Source organism: Jeotgalibaca ciconiae, from assembly GCF_003955755.1.
Classification (GTDB): domain Bacteria; phylum Bacillota; class Bacilli; order Lactobacillales; family Aerococcaceae; genus Jeotgalibaca; species Jeotgalibaca ciconiae.
This window is the reverse complement of sequence record NZ_CP034465.1, coordinates 253,487-280,476: the sequence shown is the minus strand read 5'-3', so window position 1 is coordinate 280,476 and position 26,990 is coordinate 253,487. Positions and strand designations below refer to the sequence as shown.

Genomic DNA, 26,990 nt, shown 5'->3' with positions numbered 1-26,990 from the left:
ACACTAAAAATAGAGAGCGCCTGGCTTTCAGTCTTATTCTCCGCCTCTTACATTGTAATTTTTGCGGAGCTTCCATTTGTTGAATGAGAAACTTCGATATGAACAGGAATACGTGTTTTTAACTCTTCCACGTGTGAAATCACGCCTACCATTCTTCCTAATGCATTCAAGTCAGCTAAGGTCTGAATGGCGCTGTCCAAAGATTCTGAATCGAGAGAGCCAAATCCTTCATCAATGAAAAGTGTATCGATTTGTATACCGCCACTTTGTTGTTGCATCACATCACTCAAACCTAAAGCTAGCGCTAGAGAGGCTTTGAAACTTTCTCCACCGGATAGAGTTTTTACGCTTCTTTTTTGACTTGTATAATTATCGAACACATCCAATTCAAGCCCTCTGGCTCCCGCGCCTTTTCCAATTTCTTCCGAACGAAGTAACAAGTATCGTCCGGCAGTCATGTCTTTTAGTCGAAGATTGGCTGCTTGGACAATTTCTTCATAGTAGATAGCTAAGACATACCGCTCGAATGATAGCCGTCCGGTTTCTTTCGAAGTTCCGTTTGCAACTTCGGATATTCGTCTGATTTGACTATATTTTTCTCTTACATCACTCAGCTCTGAATAGGTATCAGTTATATTTTTTTGTCCTCTTACAGCTGTTTGTTTTTGCATCGACAGCGTTTGTAGCTTCGAGTTTTCTTGTTCCACTTCATTGATTATGCGAGCGAGTATCTCATCCAACTCTTCTTCACTTTTCCCGTCATAAGAGCTAAGGATTTCTTTTTGGCTTAGAATATTTCTCTGATTTATTTTTACAGAATCTTGGTAATGTGTATACTGCTCCACATTCAATGTATAAGTATCTTTGGAAATAAGACTTTTTTCGAAATCCTCAGAGAGATTTGCTTCTGACAGTTTTTGTTGGAAAAGAGCAGTAGCATTTTGGACTCTTTTTTCCGCTGCTTCAATTTGGTTATTGAATGAATCGTTCTCCGTATTCTTGATAGCTATATTTTTTTCAATAGTGGCTATTTTTTCTTGCACAATCGGGTAATCTTTTTCAGTCTTTTTTATTTGGTTTTCTACTTCTTTTATTTGTTCCGTGATTTCATCTAAGTTAATTGAAGGAATAATTTTTGTTAATGCCTCTATCTCTTTTAAAATAGTTTGTAATTGCCGATTTTGATTTTCAATATTTATTTGTTGTTCTTTTTTCGTTAATTCTAAACTTCTTTCTTTCTTATTAAATGCGGCTAAAGCACTTGCCAATTCTTCTAATTGAGAAGCTTGTTGCTGCTTTTCATTAATTTGTAAGACTAATTTTTCCATCTCGATTTGTTTTTCTGCAAATTGCTCTTGTGTTTCTTTTTTGATTTCTAAATGGTCATAATCCGCAAGTTCCAGCTGCTCTTCCATACTTTTAATTTGTTTATGAAGGTTTGCCACTGTAGTAGCTTGAGTAGCGTAAAGTTGTTGAATCTCATCATTTGATTTTTGAATTGTATCTAGCTGTTCTTTTGTGGGAGCTTCTTCATTTGGCAGTGCAAGAGCAGGGTGATCAAATGATCCACAAACTGGACAGGGCATATCATCCGAAAGTTGAGAGGCTAACAAACCAGCTAAGTTATCATAATATAATGTTCGTTTTTTCATTAAGTGATGACTGGATTTTTGTGCTTTCTCTTTCATCTCTTTTAGGGTGGAAATTGCTTCATGCCACTCCTCTATAATTACCAACAAGCGATTGATGTTCTCGTCATATTGTTCTAACTGGCTGTATTCAATCTGAAGGTCTTTTTGCTGCTCTTTTAATCTTGTGAGTTGTTCTTGTGCTTGTTTACTTTTTTCATGTTTTTCTTCTAATCGTTTGATTTCTTTTTGTAATGAGAGAAGTTCTTCAGAAATTTCTGCATATTCTCTTTCTTTTTTGTCTTGGACTTTTTGTAAAGAGGCAGATTCATTTTTCATTTGTAGCAAATCGAGTTGTTGTTCTTTTTGCTTTGTAAGTTCTTTTTCTTTTTCTCGCCACTCAGGTATTTTTTTATACTCGTCTTGTAGTCTTATAAAAAGATTTTTTTCATTTTCAGCATCCATATTGAGCTGGATTACTAACTGTTCGTTTGAAGTTCGTTTATTTTCCAAAGCTGTTAATTCTTGCTGTTCGCTTTCAACTGTATTTTTCGCTTCTAAACATCCTTGAGCTTTTTCAAAATTTTGAATGTGCCTGTTAATTTGTTCGAAAGAATCTTTTTCTTGAGCCAGTTCTTCTTTTTCAATCAATAGTTGTTGCAGTTTTTGTAATTCTTCTAATTGTTTTTCGACTTTTTTAATTGTTTGTTGGCTCATATTTAAAGAGTGAGTAATTTGATTTTCTTGCAATTCAAATTCATTGGTTACTTCTGCTAAACGTTGAATAACGGATTCAATATCTTCAGTCATAATCGCATCTTGAAGAACTACATCGTCCAGGTCAGCTAAATACCGTAAGGAGGTTCTTAATGATATATTCGCTTCTTCGGCATCTTTTTTCAAGACTGCAACTTGATTTTTTAATTCCTCTTGAAAAGCTAAAATGATTTCAGTTTGAAAGATATTTCGAAAGATTTGTTCTTTATCTTTGCTGTCTGATTCCAGTAGTTTCTTGAATTCCCCTTGTGGCAGCATAACAATTTGTTTGAACTGATCATAGGAAAGAGAAAGTAACGATTCAATTTCCTGGTTGGCTTCTTTTATTTTTGTCGTTATGCCGTTTTCATGATAGAAAGCAACCGCAGATTCATATTGTTTTGTGCCGTTTCGTTTACCGGGGCCCATTTGTCGAGGGGTTCGTTCAATACGGTACTCTTTTCCATTTAGTTCAAAGAGAAAAGTTACTTGACACAGATCAGTGTCATCTGCGAAATCTGATTTGAAGGTATCTTTACTCCGACTATTCCCACTCGCGTCGTCATACAAGGCATAGGAGATTGCATCGAAAATCGTTGTTTTACCAGCGCCAGTAGCACCACTTATTAAAAAAAGATTTTGATTGTTAAACTTTCTAAAATCGATGGTCGTTTTTTCTTTGTATGGACCAAAAGCAGTCATTTCTAATAAAATGGGTCTCATCATAAACTCCTTTCTGCTTTATGAAAAGCTTTTTGGATTAATGTTTTTTCTTTCTCATTTAAAATTACTTGTGTATGTTCCATATAAAAATCTTCAAACAAATCAGGGAAAGAAATGGTTTTTAAATCATTCTGGTTATGGCGCAGATTTGAATGAAAACTTTCTTTCTGATGAATATATTCCAATCCCATTGCATTTGGATATTTATGACGTAAACGATTCATTGTATCTGTAATGAGTAGCTCGTCTTCTAGCTCAAAAAATAGGTAGTCTTCTGACTGACCTTTTAAAATATCTTCAAAATATCCGCGTATGATTCGCATATCTCGAAGTGGTTGGATATAAATAGGGGTTACTTCCAAGTGATTTTTTCCAATTTCGACTAAGCTCACTTGTTTTTTGTGAAGGCATTCTGATTTTGAATACTTCAAAATAGATCCGCTGTATCGAACATGTTTGTCCTTCACTTTTTGTGGTTTATGCAGATGTCCAAGAGCAACATAATCAAAGCAATCAAGCATTTCAACCGGAACATATTCGGCGGTACCAATGCTTAAAGGTCTTTCTGAATCAGAAGCTTCGACAGATTGTTCTGTTCCATTTATAACATACCCGTGCCCAATAAAAATATTTACTTCATCCAGCTTTAGATTTTTCTTTATTTGTTCTACTTGATGTCGTGTGACATCTTCCATCGTTCGAATATCTGGCTTCTTGACGATTTCTCGAACATAAAGAGGGTCTCCAAAAGGGGCGAGGTAAAAATTTGTATTTTTAATGGTTACCTTTCTTGTGATAGGTTTGATGGTGCCTTCCATATACAAACCGTTTTCTGTAAATAAACGAGAACCGTATTCAATTCTTTCATTACTATCATGATTTCCTGCAATAACTAAAACTGGAATCGACAATTCACGAATCATCCGGGTTAAAATTTCATCTGCTAAAGCGACGGCTTCTTTGGCAGGCAAGGACCGATCATACAGATCTCCAGCTATGATGATCACATCAATCTCTAATGTTTTAATCGTATCGACTAGTTCATGTAAAAAATAGCGTTGATCTTCAATCATGGAGTACTCATTAACAATTTTTCCTAAATGCCAATCGGCAGTATGCAATATTCTCAAGAACGTCACTCCTTTATGTTATCATTTAGAGAGAATAAGTGATTTACTACTATTATAGCAAACGTACATTCGGAAAGAAGGGGGAAATGAAATGGATTTAGGAATAAAAGGAAAAACGGCACTCGTAATTGCCTCCAGTCAAGGTTTAGGGAAAGCTGTTGCTACTGAATTAGCAAAAGAAGGTGCCAATGTTATGTTGACAAGTCGCAACGAAGAAGCTTTACAAGAAGCAAAAGCTGAAATCGAAGAAGTGGCGATTGGAAGAGTCTCTTTTTATGTTTGTGATATTACGAAACCGGATGAAATTAAGCAACTGGTGAAAGAGACCCAAGAGAAATTTGGTACAATTCAGATATTGTTAAACAATGCTGGAGGGCCTCTGAGTGGAAACTTTGACGATTTTGGAGATGAAGATTGGCAAAATGCTTTTGAATTGAATTTATTGAGCTACATCCGTGTTATTCGAGAAGTGCTGCCTGATTTGCGAAAAGAGGGTGGACGGATTGCGAACATTGCATCAATTTCTGTAAAAAAACCAATTTCAAACCTGATTTTATCAAATACCTTCCGCAACGGAATTGTTGGATTGTCGAAGACTTTAGCCGAAGAATTAGCACCAGATAATATCTTGGTGAATGTCATTGCACCTGGGACAATAGAAACGGGTCGAATTCAGAAATTGAATGAAGATCGCGCAGAGAAACAAAATAAATCACTAGAGCAGATAAAAGAAGAAACAATAAATAATATTCCATTAGGAAGGATGGGTACACCAGAAGAATTTGCGAAGGCAGTTGCGTTTATCCTGTCAGATGCTAATAGTTATATTACTGGCACAACCTTGTTGATTGATGGGGGAATGGCAAAAGTAATTAGTTCGTAAACAGAGATCGTATTAAAAAAGAAAATATGCTATACTTTCTTCGAATTCAAAAAGTGAATAAATGAGGGAATGAATGTCTCCCAAAGTTGAAATAAACTTGAACCGCTAAAAAGCTGATGACTTCTGCACTGGAAACAGGCAGGGGTGTCGGCTTTTTTTGTGTTTTTTTTTGAAAAGGAGAAGTGGTAAAATATGTTAACAAGTATGGCTATGCTGTTATTAATGGGATTATTGTTAGGCCGTGTCTTCAGAGCTTTACATTTACCTAGTTTGATAGGGATGATTATTACGGGAATTTTATTAGGACCTTACGTACTGAATTGGATTGATTCGGAAATATTGAGTCTGTCTGGAGAGTTAAGGCAAATCGCCTTAGTCATCATTCTAACGAGAGCGGGTCTTTCCTTGGAGCTTTCATCTTTAAAAAAGGTCGGCAGTGCTTCCTTATTAATGAGTTTTTTACCTGCAACTTTTGAAATCATTTCGATAACGATTCTTGCTCCTTTATTACTTGGAATGGATACCGTGAGTGCGATGATTTTAGGATCTGTTTTAGCTGCTATATCACCAGCAGTCGTTGTGCCGAGAATGTTAAAATTAATGGACGAAGGATATGGCAATAATTATGCTGTACCACAATTAATTATCTCTGGATCTTCATTAGACGATGTATTTGTGATTGTGCTATTTACTGTATTTGCTTCTTTGTCTGCTAGTGAAGGAATTCAATTTAGTAGTTTTTTACGCATCCCAGTATCTATTATTCTAGGAATACTTTTAGGAGTTGTAATAGGGATTATTTTTGTTTATTTCTCCAAGATGTTTCACATGCGTGATTCTGTGAAAATAACGATTCTGTTAAGTATCTCGTTTTTTTTGCTGGAAATAGAAAATATACTGACAGACTATATACCCATATCTGGGCTGTTAGCGATTATGGCCATGGGAACAACCATCCATTACCAATATCCGTTACTTGCAAAACGTTTCTCATTAAAATACGATCAACTTTGGGTTGTTGCAGAGATCATCCTTTTTGTTTTAGTAGGAGCAAGTTTAAATATCTCCTATGTAGGAAATGTTGGTATAAAGTCTATTGTGCTTATTATCTTAGCGCTAGGTGTGAGAATGCTAGGAGTTTATTTCTCAATTATCAAAACCGACTTTCCAAAGAAAGAAAAACTATTTACAATACTGGCTTATACACCAAAAGCAACGGTACAAGCTGCAATCGGAGGCATTCCCCTAGCGATGGGATTGCCTTTTGGAGAAGAAATCCTTGCAATATCGATTGTCGCAATCTTATTAACAGCTCCATTAGGTGCATTTTTGATTGATTCAACTTATAAAAAGCTACTAAGTCGCTAAATAGCGAAGTTATTCTTGAGTGACACTGTTATAAAAATAAAAAAGGAAGCTATCAGCTTAACTGATAACTTCCTTTTTCTATTTAAAATTAATTGTACAATGCGTCTACTCGTGCCTGTACATTTTTGTCTTCTAAAAATTCTTCGTAAGTTGTATCTAAACGGTCAACAACGCCATTTGCACTTACTTCAATAATACGGTTTGCAATGGTGTTAACAAACTCGTAGTCATGAGAAGCGAAGAGCATTGCACCCTTGAAAGCAATCAATCCATCGTTTAAAGCAGTAATAGATTCCAAGTCTAAGTGATTTGTAGGATCATCAAGAACAAGTACATTTGCTTTGGATAACATCATTTTCGATAAAATCACACGAACTTTTTCTCCTCCAGAAAGAACAGAAAGTTTTTTCATAACTTCGTCTCCTGAAAATAGCATGCGGCCCAAGAAGCTGCGCAAGAACGTGTTGTCATCTTCTTCTTTACCAGCAAATTGACGTAACCAGTCAAGAATATTCATTTCTGGATTTGGAAACTCAGAAGAATGGTCTTTTGGCAAGTAGCTTCGTGACGTAGTTACTCCCCATTTGAAAGAACCTTCATCTGGTTCGAGTTCACCTAATAAAATACGGAATAAAGTAGTTGTTGCGATATCGCGACGGCTTGTAAATGCAACTTTGTCATTGCGATTCAAAGTAAAACTGATATTATCTAATACTTTTTCACCTTCTATTGTTTTGGAAATTCCATCAACAATTAACAAGTCATTTCCAATCTCACGTTCAGGCGTAAAACCAACAAATGGATACTTACGTGATGAAGGTTGGATGTCATCTAATGTAATTTTATCAAGTGTTTTCTTACGTGATGTAGCTTGTTTAGATTTAGACGCGTTCGCGCTAAAGCGAGCAATAAACTCTTGTAATTCCTTGATTTTTTCTTCTTTTTTAGCGTTTTGGTCAGCTGCTAATTTGGCAGCTAACTGGCTGGATTGTAACCAAAAGTCATAGTTTCCAGCGTAAAGCTTGATCTTAGCAAAGTCTACGTCTGCCATATGTGTACATACGGTATTCAAGAAGTGACGGTCATGGGATACAACAATAACAGTATTCGGGAAATTAATTAAGAATTCTGACAACCATTCAATTGACTGCTTATCCAAACCGTTTGTAGGTTCGTCTAGTAGTAATACATCTGGTTGACCGAATAGAGCCTGAGCTAAAAGAACCTTCACTTTTTGTGGTTCAATTAATTCACTCATTTTTTTGTTGTGTAAGTCCTCTGTAATCCCTAACCCTTGTAACAAGCTTGCAGCATCTGCTTCTGCTTCCCAGCCATTCAGTTCAGCGAATTCGCCTTCCAGTTCACCGGCACGAATTCCATCCGCATCAGTAAATTCTTCTTTCATATAAATAGCGTCTTTTTCTTGACGCACTTCATATAGGCGTTCATTTCCCATAATAACAGTGTCTAATACTTGATGTTCCTCAAAGCCGTAGTGATCCTGGTTTAAAACAGATAGACGTTCGTTTGGATCCATAATCACGTCACCCGTAGTAGGTTGAACCTCACCAGAAAGGATTTTCAAGAATGTAGATTTACCTGCACCATTTGCTCCAATTACACCATAGCAGTTGCCAGGTATAAATTTTATGTTTACATTGTCAAAAAGTTTACGGTCAGAAAATAATAGACTGACGTTTGATACAGTAATCATTTTTGGCATTCCTCAATTCGTTTGTTATTTTCCTTTCACATTCTAACATATTCTTTACAAAAAGGAAGCTTCTTGAAAGAATTAACTCTGTTTATTGAATATCAAAAATTTAATAGAGTCTGAAGACAAGAGATGGAGATGATTCCGATATTTATGAGATTTATGGAAAGTACGGAATTTTACATACTGATCTTTTTTTATTAAATAAGGTTCATCTTCCAATAATAAATAGAGTCCTTTTCCTTTCTCTTGAAGATACAGAATAGTTTCATCCAAAATAGAATTTGGAAAATATTTGTCCGGCAACTGTTGGACAGAGATTTTTGTTAAGATTCCAGAAGGGTTACTCGGATCAGAAGTTGATAAATACTCAAAAAGGCTGACTGGATTTTTGTTTTCTTCTGATAAGTTTAAAGAAGTGTTCGTAAAGTTTTCTTGAATATACAATTGATTTTTTTCTCTTTTTTTCGTCAATAATAGATGGTTCTTTTCGTAGTGAAATTCTAACAGTTGAAACGGTTCTTGTTCGAGATTTCTTTGAAGAATATTATGTCCATCCCATAATACATCAGCGGTGGGCGCCTTGTCCCAGTGGATTACATCCTGACTATGTTGGTACTGGTTCGTTAAAAAGTATTCAAAAACACCTGCTTCCATTGAACTTAGGATCACTCGGTTTTTTTCACTTAAAGAAAGAGCTTGGAAATCACCGGCCAAAAGAAGCTCTTTTTTTAGTAAAGCACTTTCAGGAGTAACCACAAAAAAGCCTTTATTTGTTATATAGTACAGTTGATGACGGAATATGAAAAAGTCTCGTACGGGCTCTGGAAAAGTAATTTCTTTTATAAAATAAGGTTCAAGCTCATGGATATGGAAAGACAGGAACTGAGTAGATAATGCATATTGATAAATGGGAAGATCAGAAAGCATAATTTGTTTCATCCATTTCTTCCAATGATACATTTGAACGGAAGTTTCATCTTTCCAAAGATAGAGAATGCCACTATATAGAGCCATATCGTGAAATGTTCCTTTTACAGTAAAGTCGGTCATTAATAAGTCTTTTTTATTCAAGGAAACACACCCTTCATTTAACGTAGTCAATAACAACATTATAACATTTTTTCTGACTTGTGGAACTAAGGTAAAAAAGATGATACAATTATCGAGTATTTCTAGTAGATTTATTTAGACAGGGGAGTAAAATGGAGAAAAAATTAACGATTAAAGAATATATATTTATTGGATCTATGTTGTTTGGCTTATTTTTTGGAGCAGGAAACTTAATTTTTCCTATTCAAATGGGTCAACTAGCTGGTTCGAATATGTTGTCAGCAACAATCGGCTTTATTATTACTGCAGTAGGACTGCCGTTTTTAGGCATTGTAGCAATTGGTTTATCAAGAAAAGAAAGCTTGTACGACCTAGCAAGTAAAATCAGTCCGAAATACGGAGCTTTTTTTACAATTGCACTTTATTTAACAATTGGGCCGTTCTTTGCAATACCAAGAACTGCAACAGTTTCTTATGAAGTTGCTTTTGCCTCTTACCTGGAACCACATCAATTACAGTTGGTTTTATTTATTTTTTCGATTCTATTTTTTATTGCTTCATTATGGTTCTCATTGCGGCCATCGGGGATATTAACATGGGTAGGGAAGATATTGAACCCGATATTTCTTGTTTCTTTAGCACTTTTAATTGTATTTTCAATTATTCAACCGATGGGTCAGGTTAGTGAGGTTCCTGTTGTTGAAAGTTATCAGGCAGGTGCTTTCTTTACAGGTTTTCTAGAAGGATATAATACAATGGATGCTTTGGCATCTCTTGCTTTTGGTATTATCGTTGTCCGAACTATTCAGAATTTAGGTGTAACCAAGCCGTCTTCGATTGCACGTAATACGATTATTGCTGGTGTATTCAGTCTAGCCTTAATGGTAATCATTTATGCAAGCCTGGTTTATATCGGTACAACAAGCCAAGGATTATTCTCAATCAGTGCAAACGGTGGAACTGCTTTAGCAGAAGTTTCGAACCATTATTTTAGTGGTTTTGGAGCAGTTATCTTAGCTATTATTATTACTGTGGCTTGTTTTAAAACAGCTGTGGGACTGATTACGGCAATTAGTGAAATGTTTGTTACAATATTTCCAGATAAGCTGTCTTACAACCAATATGTCTATATTTTTACTGGTATCTCTTTCGTTGTGGCAAATCTAGGATTAAGCCAAATTATTTCATTTTCACTGCCGGTGTTGATGTTCTTGTACCCGCTAGCGATCACATTGATCCTTGTAACGATCCTAAACCCGCTTTTTAAAGATAAAGCGATTGTATATCAAGTAACGACGATTTTCACTTTGCCCTTTGCATTGTTAGATTTCTTGCATGCTTTGCCAGAAGAATTAAAAGAAACGCTTCATTTGGATTTTGTTTCGGAGTGGGCAAAAGAGTTCATTCCATTATTTAAAATCGGAATGGGCTGGTTCATTCCTTCGTTAATTGGATTTGTAATTGGTTTTATATTATCCAAAAAAAGAAAATAAAAAAAGGCAACTAAACATGAAACAACATGATTTCGCGTTTAGTCGCTTTTTTAAATTCGCGTGTTTTTCTCCTGAAGCTTGAATTGAAAGTGTTGGTAAACGAAAAATATTAGTGTGATAGAGGCAACGATTATTAAAAACGTCCTATCAAATATGCTAGCTAGAATCACTCCTACAATAAAAATAAGTAGGAAAATAATAGGGTAAATCGTGTGATTGTTTTGATCAAACGGTTTTCTATCTATTCTTTTTTTTGAAGGGATTTCGTTTTTTCGTTCTGCTGAATCTTCGTTAGATTCACGTTTATTTTTATTCATGAAGGTATTTTGGGCATTAATCGCTTCTTTTTCGTTGCGGATATATGCATAGCTTCCATCTGTTTGTAATTCTCGAGCTTTCACATTATCTGCTAAATAAACATCAATAATAGAGGTAATCTCATCTTTAATCCTTTCGTCCAGAATAGGAAACTCAATTTCTACTCGATTTACCATATTTCTCGTCATCATATCGGCAGAGGAAAGAAAAAGATGTCGTTTTCCATTTTGGTGAAAGTAGTAGATTCGACTGTGCTCTAAAAATCTTCCGACAATGCTTCGAACACGAATGTTTTCACTGACATCTGGCACGCCTGGTTTTAAGCAACAAATCCCACGAATAATTAAATCGATTTTTACACCAATCTGACTAGCTTCATATAGTTTCATGATAATTTTTTTATCAGTAAGGGAATTCATTTTGGCAATAATTCTTCCCGTTTGATATTTTTTATGCAGTTCTATTTCTTTTTCAATGTATTCGAAAAACGACAGGCGGATATTATTAGGCGATACGTATAAACGACTGTAGTCAGGATTGTCGGAATACCCACTTAAATAATTAAAAAATAGCGTTGCATCTTCGCCTATTTCTTTATTTGTCGTGATAATTCCCATATCTTCATAGATCTTTGCAGTTTGATCATTATAATTCCCAGTGCCAAGGTGAACATAGCGAATCATTTTTCCTTTTTTCTTCTTCACAACAAGGGTAATTTTGCTGTGTGTTTTTAGATCAGAAACGCCATAGAGAACGTTTGCGCCGGATTCTTCTAACTCCTTTGCCCAGTGAAGGTTATTTTCCTCGTCAAATCTTGCTTTTAGCTCCAATAAAACCGTTACTTGAATTCCATTTTCTGCTGCTCGCTTCAATGCAAGAACAATGGGAGAATCTTTTGAAACACGATACAAAGTTTGTTTAATTGCCCACGTATCTTTGTCGTCCGCTGCTTGATTGATAAAGTCAACGATTGATTCGAAAGAATCATAGGGATGGTGAAGGAAAACATCTTGAGTTTCTACAACGGAATAGAGATTTTCATTCTCCAACTCTTTCGGGATGGTCGGTTCATACGGATGATAAGCAAGTTCTGGAAAGTCGGATTTGAATGTACTGCTTATTTTGGATATAAAAGTTAAATCCAAGGGACCATGAACATCATAATAATCACGTTCTTTTAACTCAAGCTCAGACATTAAAAACTGGATGCTGCCAGTTAAGTCCGTTTTAGAATTTCTTTGGTCTACTTCCAGACGCACAGCCATTCCTTTTTTTCGTTGAATCAAGAAATCTTCAATGGCTAACAAAAGATCTACTGCACTGTCTTCATTAATATCTAAATCAGCATTTCGGGTAATCCGAAAAACAAAGTAATCAACGATTTCAAAGCCAGGAAACAATGTGTATAGGTAATTGGCAATCATATCTTCTAGGAAGACAATTTTTCTTTCATCTCCATTTCGAATCACATAGTACCTGCTTACTAAAGAGGGAATGGGAATGATGGCACTATGTTTTTTATCCCCATTTTTTAATTTAATAAAAAGGTGCAGCAATTTGTTATTTAAATGAGGAAATGGATGATACACATCGATTCTCAAAGGAGTTAGTATTGGAAAAATTGCTTTATGATAATATCTGCTGATTTCTTTGTGCTCTTCAGCTGATAATGCTTCAGGCGTTGTAGAGGTTATCTGATAGTTGCTCAATTTGCTTTTCAAGTTTTCGAACAATTCATATTGAAGTTTGATATTTTGACGGTTTTTTTCCGAGATAGCGATAAGCTGCTGCTCAGGAGTTAAGAGAGTTTTGGTATCGGGTTGATTAAAACCAAACTTTAGCTGATCTTGAAGACCGGCAACTCGTACCATGAAAAATTCATCCAAATTGGAACTGCCAATCGATAAAAAATTTAATTGCTCTAACAAAGGATTGTGATCATCCTTGGCTTCCAAAAGAACGCGTAGGTTAAAATCAAGCCAGCTTAGTTCACGGTTAAAATAATATTCAGGTGATGCTAGGTTTATTTCCTTATTTTTTATCATTTGATGAACACTCCAATCAGATAAAAGTTATGGCAATTCTATAAAGGTTAACGTAAGATCTTTTTGAATGACGCGGTTTAAATGTTTCTTTTGGCGCATTGCTCGATATTTTTCAGCGATTACAGGATCTTTATGATATAAAAGGAGTTCATATCCATCATTATTCTTCTTCAATTCCATTTTTCTTATGACATTCATATGTGAATCGTTCAAAGCATTTGCAAATTTAATAAGGCCGCCTAAGTATCGAATTTGATCAATGTAGCTAATCGTAAACCAATGATGGAATGGTTCTATATATTGATTGAATAATGACTTATTCTTATAACTGGCAAGCAAGCCGATGATTACGCGTTCTTTATGAGTCAGACCATTTAACTCACTGTTGGAAATAATATAAAAAGTATGTTGAGAACCAGCACCGTTTTCAATGTATTCCCCCATATAGTAAAGGTAACTGCCGTATTGCAGTAAACGGGCGATTTTTCCGTCTTTTTCAAAGAACTGATGATCACATAATTCTTCATACAATTCACTGACCAGATTTCCACGGTAATCAGCCACACTATTTTGAGTATGATAAGCAAGGCCTAAACGATAGACACTTTGCGTTCCAATATTATTTATTGTGAATGCATCTTGATTCGTTTTGCTATTGACGTACTCAATAATAATACCTTCTCTTAAACCTTTGTTGCTAAAAATAAATACAGGTGCTTTGACTTCCTCAAATAGGGATTTGAAGACAACGTTGGCAGGAATAATAATATCGGTCCGATCTTGACTCAACCCATCCAAGTTTTCTAATTCTGAAATTGATAAAGATTTGAAAAGGGACAATGTATCATCCAAGTCATTTCCTGACATTCGGTATCCGTGAACACCGCCTAATGGATAGTCAACTGTTCGCTGGTGTACATTGGCGATACTGCGGGCGGAACCGCCGATTGCAGTGACGGGTACCCGTAGTTTTTTTAGCCACTTGAGAGTTTTTAATTGCTCTTTTACAAATTGAGTCATTTTTTCAATTGCTTTTTCATGATTATGTTCCTTGTCTTTAAAGAACATTTGCTTTAATGAAACGACCCCAAAAGGGAAACTGTGATACTTGATGATTTTTTTGTTTTTAAAGTACGTAATTTCTGTACTCCCGCCGCCAATATCGACTGTGACACTATTTTCTGTCTGCGTGGTATGAGCAACAGCATAGCTGCCATAGAAAGCTTCTTTTTCTTCTGGAAGAATTTCTATATGGATTCCAACTTTTTCTTGAACTTGTTTTAAAATGTCTTGTTGATTTTTAGCTTGTCGAATTGCCGCTGTAGCCATAGGCATCAATCGAGCTACTTGATATAATTTTGTTACATCATAAAAATTTTTCAAGACTTCTATTAGAACGTCAATACCATCTTGAGACATTTCTTTTTTATCGTTTAAATATTGTGATAATCTTGCGGGTGTTTTAATATTTTGAAGCTCGAAGAGGCGATAGTCTTTATTGATCTCAAAGATGACTAAACGAATCGTATTGGAGCCGATATCAATTAAACCAATTATTTCAGAATCCATAAGCATCCTCCTACATTTGTTCTTAACTTTATTTTATAGAAAATAACATTTTTTGTCATTGAATTAACAATATTTTAACGCTAAAAAACCAAAGCTAGGCGATAGCTTTGGTTTTTAGTAATTAATCCAAATAAGTATGGATGCTTTTTAGTAAGTTTTCCTTATCACTTACTACAACTCCATTTGTCTTTATCAGCCCAATTGTGTAAAGATTGGCGTATGAAAATTGAGACTCAGCAATATTTTGTAGAGCAGCAAGCTTTTTCTCGTTCGTTGCTCCTTGTTGGCGTGAGTCGGTATATAGGCCAATAACTGGAATCCCAGCTTGGTAAGCAACACCAATTTCTGTCGCAACTCCAACGTCAATCGTTGCACCGTCTAAAACAGCAATCATGATATCTGAAGCAAGCAGCGCATCTGTATCATATTTCGCAATCATAATGGAATCTGCATAAGCATTTTTATCATTAATATCGTCTTGTTCTTGGGGGATATAGATATCTAGTGCAGGAAACGCTTTTTTGATAATATCTGTTAAATACCGGTTGTATTGCAACTCCATTTCAGAAAAGAGGGGAGCAGCATAATAAGCTTTTTTTGTCATATTCAATCTCCTTCAATTAAATATTCTTCTTTTATCATAGCAATAGCGTAGAAAGGAAGCAAAAGGTTTTTTTAGTAAAGATATATTACAAATGTATTACAAAAAAATATAATTGACATAGAATCGTAAGAGGATTGAAACCAACTATTCAATGACAAGACGTATAATGGTTAAGAATCTGGAAAGAAAGAGGCGAGCCTAATTGAGTAAAAATGGAAAGCTCGGAAAAATCATTCTTGCAGGATTAGCGAGTCAAATGCTTTTTGCAGCGCCAATCCAAGCATCAACATTAGATGAGTTAAATAAGCAAGAACAAGAAAAAACATCTGAAATTTCTAATCTGGAAAATGAGATTGGAAGTATGCTGTTTTCAATCAATGAAAGAAAAGCCGAAATCGACAATTTAAATGCTGAAGTAGCGGAAATTGAACTAGAGAAACAACAAACGGTTAGTGAGATTGAAGAGCAAAAGGAATTAATCGCAGCGCGTAAGGAACAGTTAGAAGAGCGTTTAATCGCTTTACAAACCAGCCCGTCTTCAAATAACCGTATTATGATGGTTCTAGAAGCTGAAAATTTCTCTGATTTCATCGGTAAGTTCTTGCTAGTAGGTCAACTTCAAGCGGCCGACAATGAACGAATTGAAGCGGCAATTGAAGAGGAAGAAAAATTAAGCCAATTAGAAGAACGACTTGTTGAAGAAATTGCATTAGGAAAATCAAAAGCAGAACTCGTAAGTATTGAATCAGAGTCGCTTCATCAAGAACTTGGAAACTTACAAGCTGTCCTTGCTGATAATCAAGTTGCATTACAAGAAATATTGACAAGTAAATCAGAAGAAGAAGAACGTTTGGCAGAAGTCGCTCGTCAAGAGCAAGAAGCTGCAGAAAAAGCAGAAGCTGAACGACTTGCTGCTGAAGAAGCAGAGAAACAAGCTGAATTAGAAAAACAAGAGGCAGCAGTTCTAGCCGCAAAACAAGAAGCTGCAAAAGTTGAACAAACCGTTTCAAAAGAAGAAGTGGTAAATACGACACCTTCAGGAACAAGTAATGAAACAACACCTGCAAAGAAGGAAGAACCTGTCAAAGAAACCACTCCACCAGCTTCAACTGGAAGAACGTTGACAGTGGAAGCAACTGCTTATTCACGTAATGAGCCTGGGCTAACGAACTTCACAGCTACTGGCATCGATTTACGTTCAAATCCAATGGTGATTGCGGTAGACCCAAGTGTTATCCCATTAGGAACATTACTTGATGTACCAGGATACGGAATCGCGATTGCAGGAGATACAGGTTCTGCAATTAAAGGAAACAAAATTGACTTACATATGGAGAATCTTGCTGCGTGTCATGCGTTTGGAAGACAAACCATCACGATTACAATTTTAGATTAATAATGAAAAAGGAAGTTTAAGCATCTGCTTAAACTTCCTTTTTGGTATAGGATCAAGTTTTCTCTGAAATCTGCTATGGAAAAAGTTAAAAGTAAAATACAAAGCTGAAATAGCTTCTGTACTTTACCAAATGCTCAAAGAAGTAAAGTAAAGCTGATAAAATACCTTTGAAACTTACAATACTTTGTTCAGGAAGTCTTGCGTTCGTGGGTGCTGTGTATTTTGAAATACCTCCTCTGGGGTACCTTGCTCTACAATGTAGCCGCCATCCATAAAAATAACACGGTCCCCAACTTCACGAGCAAAGCCCATTTCGTGAGTGACAACAACCATTGTCATCCCATCTTTAGCCAGTTTTTTCATAACTTCTAAAACTTCCCCAACCATTTCTGGATCAAGAGCAGAAGTTGGTTCGTCAAATAACATAATATCCGGATTCATTGCCAATGCTCGAGCAATAGCGACACGCTGCTTTTGGCCGCCAGATAATGAATTTGGATATACTTCTGCCTTTTCGGAAAGTCCAACAGTTTTTAATAAATCGAGAGCTTTCTTATGAGCATCCTCTTTTGTCATTCTTTTTAATTCTACTGGTGCAAGTGTAATATTTTCTGAGACAGTCAGATGGGGGAAAAGATTAAAATGCTGAAAAACCATCCCGATTTCTTCCCGAACTTTATTTATATCCGTTTTAGGATTCGTAATATCTACCTTATCAACTAATACTGTCCCTCCAGTAATTTCTTCAAGACCGTTTAAGCAACGTAAAAAAGTACTTTTACCTGAACCGGAAGGACCGATAATACAAACAACTTCACCTTCAGTTATTTCCATATCAATCCCTTTCAGGACCTCATTGTCGCCAAAACTCTTTTTTAAATTTTGTACGACTACTTTTGTATCTGCCATTCATTTTCTCCTTTCAAGATCTCTGCTAGCTACCATAATGAATAGCTCATAGATATCTTACCAAAAAATGAGTAATTAAAAAAGTGCTCTATTAGAAGTACATGAGAAAATAGAAAACAGAGACCTTTTAACAGCCTCTGTTTCCTTCTTAAAGTTTATTCGCAATTGTATAGGACTCACATAATTGATTAATAGCATGCACGAGGGAATCCAATTTTTTCTCCATCCGATTTAAAAGATATAGAGATATAACAATTGGAAATCCTGTATTACTTATTAATTCAATATAGTTAGCTAAACCTGCTTCCATTTCAAATCACTCCTCTCTTATTAGAAAAGACGATTGATTTGTTGGCACTGTTACCCAAAATTAGAGATTTTCGTTTATGCAGCGGAAAATAGCATCGGCAACGCCGTGATCATTGTTGGTCCCTGTCTCATACTTAGCAATCTTTTTGACACCCAGTTCAGCATTTCCCATCGCAAAGCTGACACCTGCTTTTTCAAGCATGGAAGCATCGTTGAAGTTGTCTCCAATAGCCATAATATTTTTTAAAGGAATCTTCATATGTTTCGCTACACGTTCAAGTGCAATTCCCTTTTGTGCTTGAACATGGTTAATTTCAATGTTGTTGAAGAAAGAGGAAGTGATAACTAGTTCACTGTCACTTTCGAATTCATCTCTGATTACTTGCAATTCTGGTTGCCCAATATTACTAAAAACTAACACTTTTAACATTTCAGAAGACTCTTTATTAAGAATTTCATCAAAATCATCAACATAGTGAATATTTAATAATTCCAAACGCCCAAGCGCTAAAATAAGTGCCATTTTAAAAGTCGTATCTGGATTGGTCTTTTGTAGTAGCGTTGTCATGGTTTCAATTCGTCCAACTTTATCGTCTGAGTAAACACCTTCTGTTGTAACGACTTCCGCATAAAGTCCTTTTGATTTAACAAAATTTAAAATATTCTTAATACGTTTTTTATCGATACCGATATTCTCAACGAGCGTTCCTTCCTCATCGTAAAGCTGTCCACCATTAACCGTAATCATTGGGCAATAGATACCAGCCTCGTGCAAGGCAGGGACTGCTTCTGTGTATCCACGTCCAGTCGCCACCATAAATTTAATTCCTTTACTTTGAGCAAATTCAATTGCTTGGCGATTCGTATCCGAAACAGCCAGCTTATTATTTAGTAGTGTACCATCCATATCTGAAACAATTAACTCAATCACATAAAAACCTCCTAATATAAAAATGACTCTAGTACTAGTTTATCATTATTTACTAGAAAGTATAGAAAGGTAGCGATGAATGTTATTTTTCTCATGAATGTCCTACTACTCTTAATTTATTTTAGCTTCTACTTCAGCTGTGATAAAATAATGACAAGAAGCGAGAAAGGGTGTTCGAGTCATGAAACAAATCATCCATAATGAATGGCAAGAAATACTACAAGAAGAATTCCAGGCACCATATTATCAACAATTGCGAATGTTTTTAAAGCAGGAATACGAGGAACAGACGATTTATCCCGTGATGCAGGATATTTGGCAAGCCTTTGAGTTAACGCCTTATAATGATGTAAAGGTTTTGATATTGGGACAAGACCCATACCACGGACCCAATCAAGCTCATGGTCTAAGTTTCTCTGTACAAAAAGGGGTGAAAATCCCACCTTCATTGCGGAATATTTATAAAGAATTAGAAGAGGATTTAGGTATAAAACCAGCGAATCATGGAGATTTAACTTCTTGGGCAAAGCAAGGTATATTTCTATTGAACACCGTCTTAACCGTGCGTCAAGGACAAGCCTATTCACATAGAGGGAAAGGCTGGGAAATGTTGACAGATGCTGTCATTCGAGCACTCAATAATCGAAAAGAACCAGTCATTTTTTTGTTGTGGGGGAATGCCTCGATTGCAAAGAAAGCACTCATTGATACCCAAAAACATATTGTGCTAACTTCTCCTCATCCAAGTCCATTATCTGCACACAGAGGTTTTTTTGGCTCGAAACCTTTTTCTAAAATAAATGATGCGCTGATCGACCTCGGTGAAGAACCAATTGATTGGCAATTGCCCGAAGAAGAATAATGAGGAGATTACGATGGAAAAACATTATCTAGAAACTGGAAAAGGTAGATTGTTTTACCTTCACCAAGGAAGTGGAGAGCCACTCTTGTTTCTTCATGGAAATAATGAAGATTCCTCTATTTTTCAAAACCAATATAACTTTTTTACACAGAAGTATTCTGTATATGCTCTTGATACAAGGGGGCATGGGCAATCGGATTTTGCCGTTCAAAGTTTGACCTTTAAAAGAATGGCTGAAGATATCTTACTGTTAATGGATCAAAATGGTTTGGATAGCGTGCACATCATCGGCTATAGCGACGGCGGAAATATAGGGTTATACTTTTCTTCTCATTTTCCAGAACGAGTGAAAAGCTTAATTACAATGGGAGCAAACTACGAAGCTGATGCTTTAGTAGAACCGCTGTATCAAGATTTACTGGAGGAAAAAGAGAAGCTCCAAATGATTACCGATGAGAAGGATCGACGGAGGAAGGAGTCTGTTCTACAATTAATGCTGGATAATTTGGATTTAACTGAGCAAGATTTGCAAAGTATTTCGATACCAGTGTTCGTTATGGCAGGAGAGAAGGACGTTATTAAACGCAGCCATACAGAAAAAATAGCTGAAATCATTCCAAAAGCGGAGCTGTTTCTTGTACCAGAAGGAGGACATGATTTCTTTATCGATAATCCTGATAGTTTGAAAGAAGCAGCAACTCTTTTTTACAAAAAAATATCCAACTAATATGAGAATAAAATTAAATTCTACTTGTTTTTTAATAAAAGATAAGGTAGGATGAGAAACATAACACGAAAAGAGGTTTTTAACGATGACAGCAAGCCAAGGAATCCACTTATCTGTATATTTTAGCTACTTTAGATAGCGTTCATGTCTGCACGTTAGATATGAACGAATGAATGACATTCATATCTAAGGTGGCTTACTTGTGTTTTATTTATAGCCGCATAGAAATAACTAAGTGGCTATTTACAGATAAGTTTTCCGGTCGTATTAAAAACCTAACGGAAAATGAATGATTGTACTCTACTTAGACTATTTCTGAGTAGAGTATTTTTTTGGGAAAATAAGGGGGAAAAACGATGAAAATTGGATATCAAGGTGTGCCAGGATCTTATAGTGAGACGGCCTTACAAGAATATTTCAAAGACTACAAAGAAGAAAAAATAGAAGCAATTGGTTATTCGGATTTTCAAGAAGTGATTGATGATTTAGAGAATAATGAGTTAGAAGTGATTGTTATTCCGGTTGAGAATTCAACGACAGGTCTCATCGCTAGGACGGTTGATTTACTTCGTTATCGACCAATTATAGCAATAGCCGAAAATTACCAATCCATTCAACACACTTTATGGGGATTGCCTGATAGTTCAATAGAGGATATTACAGAAGTTTATTCCCATCCAGAAGCTTTATCGCAATGTACGACATTTTTTGAAAGTCACCCTGCCGTTACTGCTAAAGCTTACGAAGATACTGCAAAAGCAGCTGAATATATTTCTGAAAATGGTAAAATAAACCAAGCGGCACTGGCCAGTCATCGTGCAGGCGAATTATATGGACTAAAAGCATTAAAGAAAAGCGTCCAAACAGAGTCGCTAAACACTACCCGTTTTTATATAATGAAACATGCGGAGACAGTTCAGTTAGAAGGGGATATTTTATCTCTTTACGTAGAAACAAAGCACGAATCGGGAGCGCTCGCGAAGTTCCTTCAAGTGTTTAATCTATTTGATTGTAATATGGAATCATTAAATGCTCGCCCGATTTCCGGAAAGCCCTTTAAATATGGGTTCTTCATGGAAGTAGATATTTCGCAAATGACGAGTCCATTTGAGTTACTGTGGCAGACGCTGGAACAAGTTTCTGAATATGTTCGATTACTGGGAAGATTCGACTCGGCAATTAGAGAAAAGTAAAAGGAGAATGTCTGAAATGAGGAACATTGCGATTGTGGGGCTTGGCGTAGTCGGGGGTTCATTTGCAAAAGCGTTGCGAAAACATCCAGTTGAAGGAGAACGGATTCTTGCCATTGATCCAGATGAAGAAACATTAAAGAAAGCCTTGGAAGAAGGCGTTATTGATGAAGGCGAAACAAGCAATCAAAGGATTTTACAACAAGCAGATATCGTAATTATCGGGTTGTATCCTCTTGCCTTGAAAGAATTCATAAAAGTACACCGGGATGATTTCAAAGAAGGTGCTATTTTAACCGATGTAGCAGGCGTGAAAGGTGTTCTTGTTGAACAGTTAATGGAAGAGATACCAGAGCAAGTGGATTTCATCTATGGGCATCCAATGGCTGGGAGAGAAAATAGGGGATATGCATATGCGGATGCGGAAGTTTTTGAAGGGGCAAACTATTTATTAACTCCAACAGAAAAAAATAAAAAAGAAAATCTTGAACGATTAGAAAAATTGATTACAAGAATCGGATTCAAGCGAGTAACATTAGTAAATCCAAAAAAACATGATGAAATGATTGCTTTTACGAGCCAGCTTTGTCATGTGATTGCTGTATCTTTAATTAATAGCGATGACCCTGAACGTGGGACGGTAAAATTCATAGGGGACAGCTATCGAGATTTAACCCGTATTGCGAAGATTAATGAAAGTCTATGGTCAGAACTCTTTATTGAAAATAAAGTAGAATTATTGGATGCGATTGAAGGGTTTGAAAAGCAATTCCAAACGATGAAAAAAGCTATTCAAGAAGAAGATTCAGAACAAATGGAGTCTATGTTCCGAGAATCAACAAAACGGAGAATACAATTAGAAGCGGATGATAAGAAAAAGAGATAGAAAGAAGAGAGACGGCTGATAAAAATTCAGATTGTCTCTCTTTTCGTAGAAAAAAATACAGGATTGAAATCTTCTGTATACGTTGAAAGTTACTTGGAAAGTACTTTTTGTAAGTAAATCTTCTTCAAACTATGTTAGTCTTACTATAGAAGAAAATACAAAAAGTGAATGAGGGTAACGAAATGGATTTAAGTATATTAGATCAAATCCCTTTGATGGGGCAGGAAACAGCAAGTGATGCATTGGAAAATGCAGTAATTTTAGCACAACAAGGAGAAAAATACGGTTATAAACGTATTTGGTTTGCTGAGCATCATGGCAGCGAGTCATTAGCAAGTGCGGCTCCAGAGATTGTCATTGGCCAAGTTGCGGCAAGAACGAATCAGATCAAGGTCGGCTCGGGCGGCATCATGATGATGCATTATTCACCTTTAAAAATAGCAGAGGTTTTTAAAACTTTGGAAGCTTTTTATCCAGGTAGAATTGATTTGGGATTAGGTCGGGCACCAGGAGGGGACCGAAATGCGATTTTTGCCTTATCTGAAGGGAAAGTTCCTCAATTAGATACACTATATGACAAAATCGATACCATTCAATCATTTTTAAAGAATGAGCTGCCAACAAATGAATTGTATCGTTATACTCCAGCAGCGCCTTTTATTGAGACCAGACCGAGCAATTGGTTACTGGGATCAAGTGGCGACAGTGCATTGCAAGCAGCAACCAAAGGAATGGGGTATTCATATGCGCAGTTCTTTAGTGGACAAATGAATCCAGATGCATTCGAAATTTATAACAGCCGGTTTGTACCTTCTGAATTTATGCCTGAAAAAAAATTAAGTGTGGCTTTTTATGCACTGGCTTGTGAATCAGAAGAGGAAGCAAGATATTATGAGTTACCCTATGCGATTTTTAAAATGCAATTAGCTAGGGGGAAACGACTAGGAAAATTCTTGACTGCAGAAGAAGCAGCGAACTATCCTTTGACTGAAATAGATCAAGCCGTCATTGAGAAAGTAAGAGAAGGACATATCGTTGGAACTCCCAAATTTGTTGCAGAAAAGCTAAATAGCTATAAAGAGAATTACGGATTTGATGAAGCAATGATTATTACGATTACTGATCCTCAAGAAGTACGATTAGAATCTTACCGCTTGATCGCAGAACAACTTCAAGAATAAAATAGTATTTATCAGGATATTCTGTTATAGTGTTTCGAGTGAGAACGTTGTTTCGGCAATGTTCTTTATTATGTATTCAAATGAGGTGAAAATTTAGATTGGAAAAAATGAAAGAAAATAAAATGGGAACCATGCCGATTAATCGATTAATACTCACGATATCGTTACCTATGATTGCATCCATGCTGATTAGTTCGCTCTACAATATCGTCGATAGTATTTTTGTTGCTCAGATTAATGAAAAAGCATTAACCGCTGTTTCGATGGCTTTTCCAATACAAAATTTAATGGTGGCGGTTCAAGTAGGGACCGGTGTAGGAATGAACGCTTTACTATCACGTCAGCTAGGAGAGCGGAAAGAAAAAGATGCTCGTATTACAGCATCAAATGGGATATTACTTGGAGTGTTCCATTACCTGATCTTTCTGGTTTTAGGGTTAACATTGGTAGAATATTTCTTTACCTCACAAACTTCAGATATCGAAATTATTCAATACGGGGAAAAATATTTATCAATTATAATGATTTGGTCATTTGGTCAGTTTATTCAAATGACGTACGAAAGAATAATGCAATCAACAGGTCAGACTTTGTATACTATGTACACACAGGGATTGGGAGCAATTATTAATATTATTCTCGATCCAATTATGATTTTCGGCTGGTTCGGTTTTCCGGCGCTAGGAATGACAGGGGCCGCATATGCGACTGTTATTGGTCAAATCATTGCAGGGGGATTTGCCGTGTATATGCATGAAAAGAAAAACAAGGAACTGACCGTCGATTATAAAAATATTCGCCCTGATAAAGCTACTTTGAAAGAAATCTATCGAGTAGGTATACCTTCCATGATCATGACATCCATAACTTCTGTGACAACCTACGTAATTAATATTATTTTACTAGGCTTTACATCAACTGCCACAGCAGTGTATGGCGTTTATTTCAAACTGCAAACCTTTATATTTATGCCCGTTTATGGATTAACAAATGGAATGATTCCAATCCTTTCTTATAATTATGGAGCAAAAAATAAAAATCGTATGGTAAAGATCATCAAATACAGTATTGCTTACGCAGTAGGAATCATGCTGATTGGCTTTGCAATTTTCCAAATTTTCCCGGAATTTTTATTGAATCTATTTAATGCATCGGGGGAAATGATTAATATTGGTGTTCCTTCCCTGCGTATTATCAGTATTAGTTTCTTGTTAGCAGGATTTGGAATCATGTGTGGAACCATCTTTCAAGCATTTGGAAGAGGACTGTTAAGTTTAACTGTATCAATCTTAAGACAAGTGGTTGTATTACTTCCTGTTGCTTATCTTCTTTCTTTATCTGGGAACGTCCATGTGATTTGGTGGGCGCATCCGATATCTGAATTATTTTCAGCAACATTATGTGCGTTTTTCTTGCGCTATATATTTAAAAAATATATCTATCCATTAGAAGATAACTCAACTTTATTATCCTAAAAAATATCCAAACTTGATCCATCAATGTTTCCTGCTGTAATATTACATAACTTGAAAGAACAAGAAGCCTGCATTGAATAAGCTTGCCTGATTGTTCTCGACTGAGAAGTGTCAACTGCCTGTTTCTTTTCAAGAATCGTGTATCATGATAAAATGTGATAGTATGATTTTAACTAAGAAATAATAAAGGAATCCTAAGTAATGCAGAACTATGAAGCTGTTAAGAATGATACTAAGACTAAAAAAACACTATGGAGGCTTTCAAATGATGCATAAAAACAATCCACTCATTTATTCTGATTTCCCTGATCCCGATGTAATCAGGGTGGATGATACTTATTATATGATTAGTACAACAATGCATATGTTCCCAGGAGGAGTGATCCTGCGCTCTTATGATCTTTTAAATTGGGAAATTTTAACCTATGTATTTGATGAATTGAATCGAAAACCGGCCTCTAAGTTAGAAGACGGACAAAATATTTATGGGCAGGGAATGTGGGCACCCTCCATGCGTTACCATAACGGAAGATTTTATATTTGCTTTGCAGCAAACGATACAAGGAAGACTTATCTGTATCAGTCAGAGCAAATCACTGGGCCATGGGAAAAAAGTGAAATAGAAGGATTTTATCATGATAGTTCTCTCTTATTTGATGAGGACAGAATATTCCTGGTGTATGGCAATACCCAGATTCATTTAATAGAACTTTTATCTGATCTGTCAGGCCCCAAACCTGATGGCCTCGACCGTGTCATCATTACAGACAAGGACCGTGTCAGCCTGGGATATGAAGGCTGCCATATTCAGAAGATAAATGGAAAATATTATGTGTTCATGGTTCATTGGCTGGCTGATGGAACAAAGAGAAGAACACAGGCTTGCTTTGTATCGGATTCCTTGGAAGGTACTTTTACAGGAAAAGATGTTCTGAATGATGACCAGGGATTCAGGAATGCCGGGATTGCACAAGGGGGGCTGGTCGATACACCTGAAGGTGACTGGTATGCCATGCTGTTCCAAGATCATGGTGCAATAGGCAGATGTCCTGTTCTGGTTCCTGTTGAATGGGAGAATGATTTTCCGGTATTTGGATATGAAGGAAAAGTTCCACTAGAACTCGAAGTCAGAAGTACAAAGCAGAATCATAACTATGCTCCATTAACGGACAGTGATTCTTTTTCGTATGAGGCAAATCCGGATGGGTCGGTTTCTTTAAAGAATGTATGGCAATGGAATCATATTCCTGATAATTCTCTGTGGTCGGTAACGGAAAGGCCGGGAGCGCTTCGAATCACAACAAAAGAAACCTGTGCAAATGTTGTTATGGCCAAAAACATGCTGACACAGAGAATGATGGGGCCTTTCAGTGATATTACAGTACAGATTGATGCTTCTAAGATCAGTGAGGGAGACTTTGCCGGAATCTGCGCCTTACAGGGTTGCTATGGCTGGATTGCGATAACGAAACGTGATGGTCACTATTACATTGTTATGACGGAAAAGGAACTGGATCCAGATGAAGGAATCTGGGGTCCAGAAGGAGGAGACACGGGCCCTGGCCTGGAGCGAGAATCTGTGCTAACTACAGATTCTTCTGTAGAACTACGGATCATGGCTGATTTCACAGATGGAGTGGATGAAGTCAGATTCTTATACAAGAATGAAAATGACTGGAAACAACTTGGTCCTATTCACAAGCTGTATTATCGTCTTGATCATTTCATGGGATGTCGGACAGGCCTTTTTCTTTTTTCTACCCAGAATCAAGGAGGATCCGCAGATTTTATAAATTATTGTACTCAATTTTCGCCTGCTGAATAAAATATCTAACTTGGG

21 protein-coding genes and 1 riboswitch are annotated in these 26,990 nt (G+C 36.3%); of the genes, 11 read left to right on the top strand and 10 right to left on the bottom strand.

Features of this window, described 5'->3' with window-relative positions; all coding sequences use genetic code 11:
• Nucleotides 1-47: 47 nt before the first annotated feature.
• Nucleotides 48-3,110 (bottom strand): AAA family ATPase, encoded by a 3,063-nt coding sequence (locus EJN90_RS01380; RefSeq protein ID WP_126108515.1) that lies wholly within the window; start codon nt 3,108-3,110, stop codon nt 48-50.
• Complete coding sequence (locus EJN90_RS01375) at nt 3,107-4,246, bottom strand: exonuclease SbcCD subunit D (RefSeq protein WP_456077582.1); 1,140 nt, start codon at nt 4,244-4,246, stop codon at nt 3,107-3,109. The genes EJN90_RS01380 and EJN90_RS01375 overlap by 4 nt, the downstream gene beginning before the upstream one ends.
• 82 nt (nt 4,247-4,328) lie before the next feature.
• Between EJN90_RS01375 and EJN90_RS01370 the strand changes: the two genes are divergently transcribed.
• Nucleotides 4,329-5,120: an SDR family oxidoreductase gene (locus tag EJN90_RS01370; RefSeq protein ID WP_126108513.1), complete on the top strand. Its 792-nt coding sequence runs from the start codon at nt 4,329-4,331 to the stop codon at nt 5,118-5,120.
• A gap of 56 nt (nt 5,121-5,176) precedes the next feature.
• Nucleotides 5,177-5,253, top strand: a riboswitch (Fluoride riboswitch).
• Nucleotides 5,254-5,312: 59 nt separating this feature from the next.
• On the top strand, nt 5,313-6,488 hold the full coding sequence (locus tag EJN90_RS01365; protein WP_126108512.1) for a cation:proton antiporter: 1,176 nt from the start codon (nt 5,313-5,315) through the stop codon (nt 6,486-6,488).
• Between the two features lie 88 nt (nt 6,489-6,576).
• On the opposite strand, the gene EJN90_RS01360 is transcribed toward EJN90_RS01365, so the two are convergent.
• Together EJN90_RS01360 and EJN90_RS01355 are read right to left on the bottom strand one after the other, a co-directional pair.
• Entirely contained in the window at nt 6,577-8,202 is a 1,626-nt protein-coding gene (locus tag EJN90_RS01360; RefSeq protein WP_126108511.1) for an ABC-F family ATP-binding cassette domain-containing protein, read from the bottom strand.
• An 81-nt stretch (nt 8,203-8,283) separates the two neighbouring features.
• On the bottom strand, nt 8,284-9,276 hold the full coding sequence (locus EJN90_RS01355; protein ID WP_126108510.1) for a hypothetical protein: 993 nt from the start codon (nt 9,274-9,276) through the stop codon (nt 8,284-8,286).
• Between the two features lie 131 nt (nt 9,277-9,407).
• Here EJN90_RS01355 and brnQ point away from each other — a divergent pair, with 131 nt between their 5' ends.
• Nucleotides 9,408-10,748 (top strand): branched-chain amino acid transport system II carrier protein, encoded by a 1,341-nt coding sequence (gene brnQ, locus EJN90_RS01350; RefSeq protein WP_126108509.1) that lies wholly within the window; start codon nt 9,408-9,410, stop codon nt 10,746-10,748.
• 50 nt (nt 10,749-10,798) lie between these two features.
• Here brnQ and EJN90_RS01345 read toward each other — a convergent pair whose 3' ends face one another.
• From EJN90_RS01345 to EJN90_RS01335, 3 genes are all read right to left on the bottom strand, one after another.
• Nucleotides 10,799-13,111, bottom strand: coding sequence for an RNA degradosome polyphosphate kinase (locus tag EJN90_RS01345; RefSeq protein WP_126108508.1), 2,313 nt, complete (start codon nt 13,109-13,111; stop codon nt 10,799-10,801).
• Nucleotides 13,112-13,138: 27 nt separating this feature from the next.
• Nucleotides 13,139-14,680: a Ppx/GppA family phosphatase gene (locus EJN90_RS01340; RefSeq protein ID WP_164543965.1), complete on the bottom strand. Its 1,542-nt coding sequence runs from the start codon at nt 14,678-14,680 to the stop codon at nt 13,139-13,141.
• 121 nt (nt 14,681-14,801) lie between these two features.
• A complete protein-coding gene (locus tag EJN90_RS01335; protein ID WP_126108506.1) occupies nt 14,802-15,284 on the bottom strand; it encodes a nucleoside 2-deoxyribosyltransferase in 483 nt (160 codons plus the stop codon).
• A 202-nt stretch (nt 15,285-15,486) separates the two neighbouring features.
• Here EJN90_RS01335 and EJN90_RS01330 point away from each other — a divergent pair, with 202 nt between their 5' ends.
• Nucleotides 15,487-16,680: a 3D domain-containing protein gene (locus EJN90_RS01330; protein WP_126108505.1), complete on the top strand. Its 1,194-nt coding sequence runs from the start codon at nt 15,487-15,489 to the stop codon at nt 16,678-16,680.
• A 174-nt stretch (nt 16,681-16,854) separates the two neighbouring features.
• Here EJN90_RS01330 and EJN90_RS01325 read toward each other — a convergent pair whose 3' ends face one another.
• From EJN90_RS01325 to EJN90_RS01315, 3 genes are all read right to left on the bottom strand, one after another.
• Nucleotides 16,855-17,589 carry an amino acid ABC transporter ATP-binding protein gene (locus EJN90_RS01325; protein WP_126108504.1) on the bottom strand — a complete coding sequence of 245 codons (735 nt, stop codon included), beginning with the start codon at nt 17,587-17,589 and terminating at the stop codon, nt 16,855-16,857.
• A gap of 148 nt (nt 17,590-17,737) precedes the next feature.
• The gene (locus EJN90_RS01320; RefSeq protein WP_126108503.1) at nt 17,738-17,899 is read right to left on the bottom strand and encodes a YvrJ family protein; all 162 of its coding nucleotides are present in this window, start codon (nt 17,897-17,899) and stop codon (nt 17,738-17,740) included.
• Nucleotides 17,900-17,959: 60 nt separating this feature from the next.
• A complete protein-coding gene (locus tag EJN90_RS01315) occupies nt 17,960-18,829 on the bottom strand; it encodes a Cof-type HAD-IIB family hydrolase (protein WP_126108502.1) in 870 nt (289 codons plus the stop codon).
• Between the two features lie 181 nt (nt 18,830-19,010).
• Between EJN90_RS01315 and EJN90_RS01310 the strand changes: the two genes are divergently transcribed.
• The 7 genes from EJN90_RS01310 to EJN90_RS01280 all read left to right on the top strand — a co-directional run bounded on the left by EJN90_RS01310 (nt 19,011) and on the right by EJN90_RS01280 (nt 26,975).
• The gene (locus EJN90_RS01310) at nt 19,011-19,691 is read left to right on the top strand and encodes a uracil-DNA glycosylase (protein WP_126108501.1); all 681 of its coding nucleotides are present in this window, start codon (nt 19,011-19,013) and stop codon (nt 19,689-19,691) included.
• A gap of 13 nt (nt 19,692-19,704) precedes the next feature.
• Complete coding sequence (locus EJN90_RS01305; RefSeq protein WP_126108500.1) at nt 19,705-20,418, top strand: alpha/beta fold hydrolase; 714 nt, start codon at nt 19,705-19,707, stop codon at nt 20,416-20,418.
• A 356-nt stretch (nt 20,419-20,774) separates the two neighbouring features.
• Nucleotides 20,775-21,611, top strand: a complete 837-nt coding sequence (locus EJN90_RS01300; RefSeq protein ID WP_126108499.1) for a prephenate dehydratase — start codon at nt 20,775-20,777, stop codon at nt 21,609-21,611.
• Between the two features lie 16 nt (nt 21,612-21,627).
• The gene (locus tag EJN90_RS01295) at nt 21,628-22,494 is read left to right on the top strand and encodes a prephenate dehydrogenase (RefSeq protein ID WP_126108498.1); all 867 of its coding nucleotides are present in this window, start codon (nt 21,628-21,630) and stop codon (nt 22,492-22,494) included.
• 182 nt (nt 22,495-22,676) lie between these two features.
• Nucleotides 22,677-23,675, top strand: a complete 999-nt coding sequence (locus EJN90_RS01290) for an LLM class flavin-dependent oxidoreductase (protein WP_126108497.1) — start codon at nt 22,677-22,679, stop codon at nt 23,673-23,675.
• Nucleotides 23,676-23,782: 107 nt separating this feature from the next.
• Nucleotides 23,783-25,150 (top strand): MATE family efflux transporter, encoded by a 1,368-nt coding sequence (locus EJN90_RS01285; RefSeq protein ID WP_126112191.1) that lies wholly within the window; start codon nt 23,783-23,785, stop codon nt 25,148-25,150.
• Nucleotides 25,151-25,415: 265 nt separating this feature from the next.
• On the top strand, nt 25,416-26,975 hold the full coding sequence (locus tag EJN90_RS01280; RefSeq protein WP_227872544.1) for a glycoside hydrolase family 43 protein: 1,560 nt from the start codon (nt 25,416-25,418) through the stop codon (nt 26,973-26,975).
• Nucleotides 26,976-26,990: the final 15 nt, after the last annotated feature.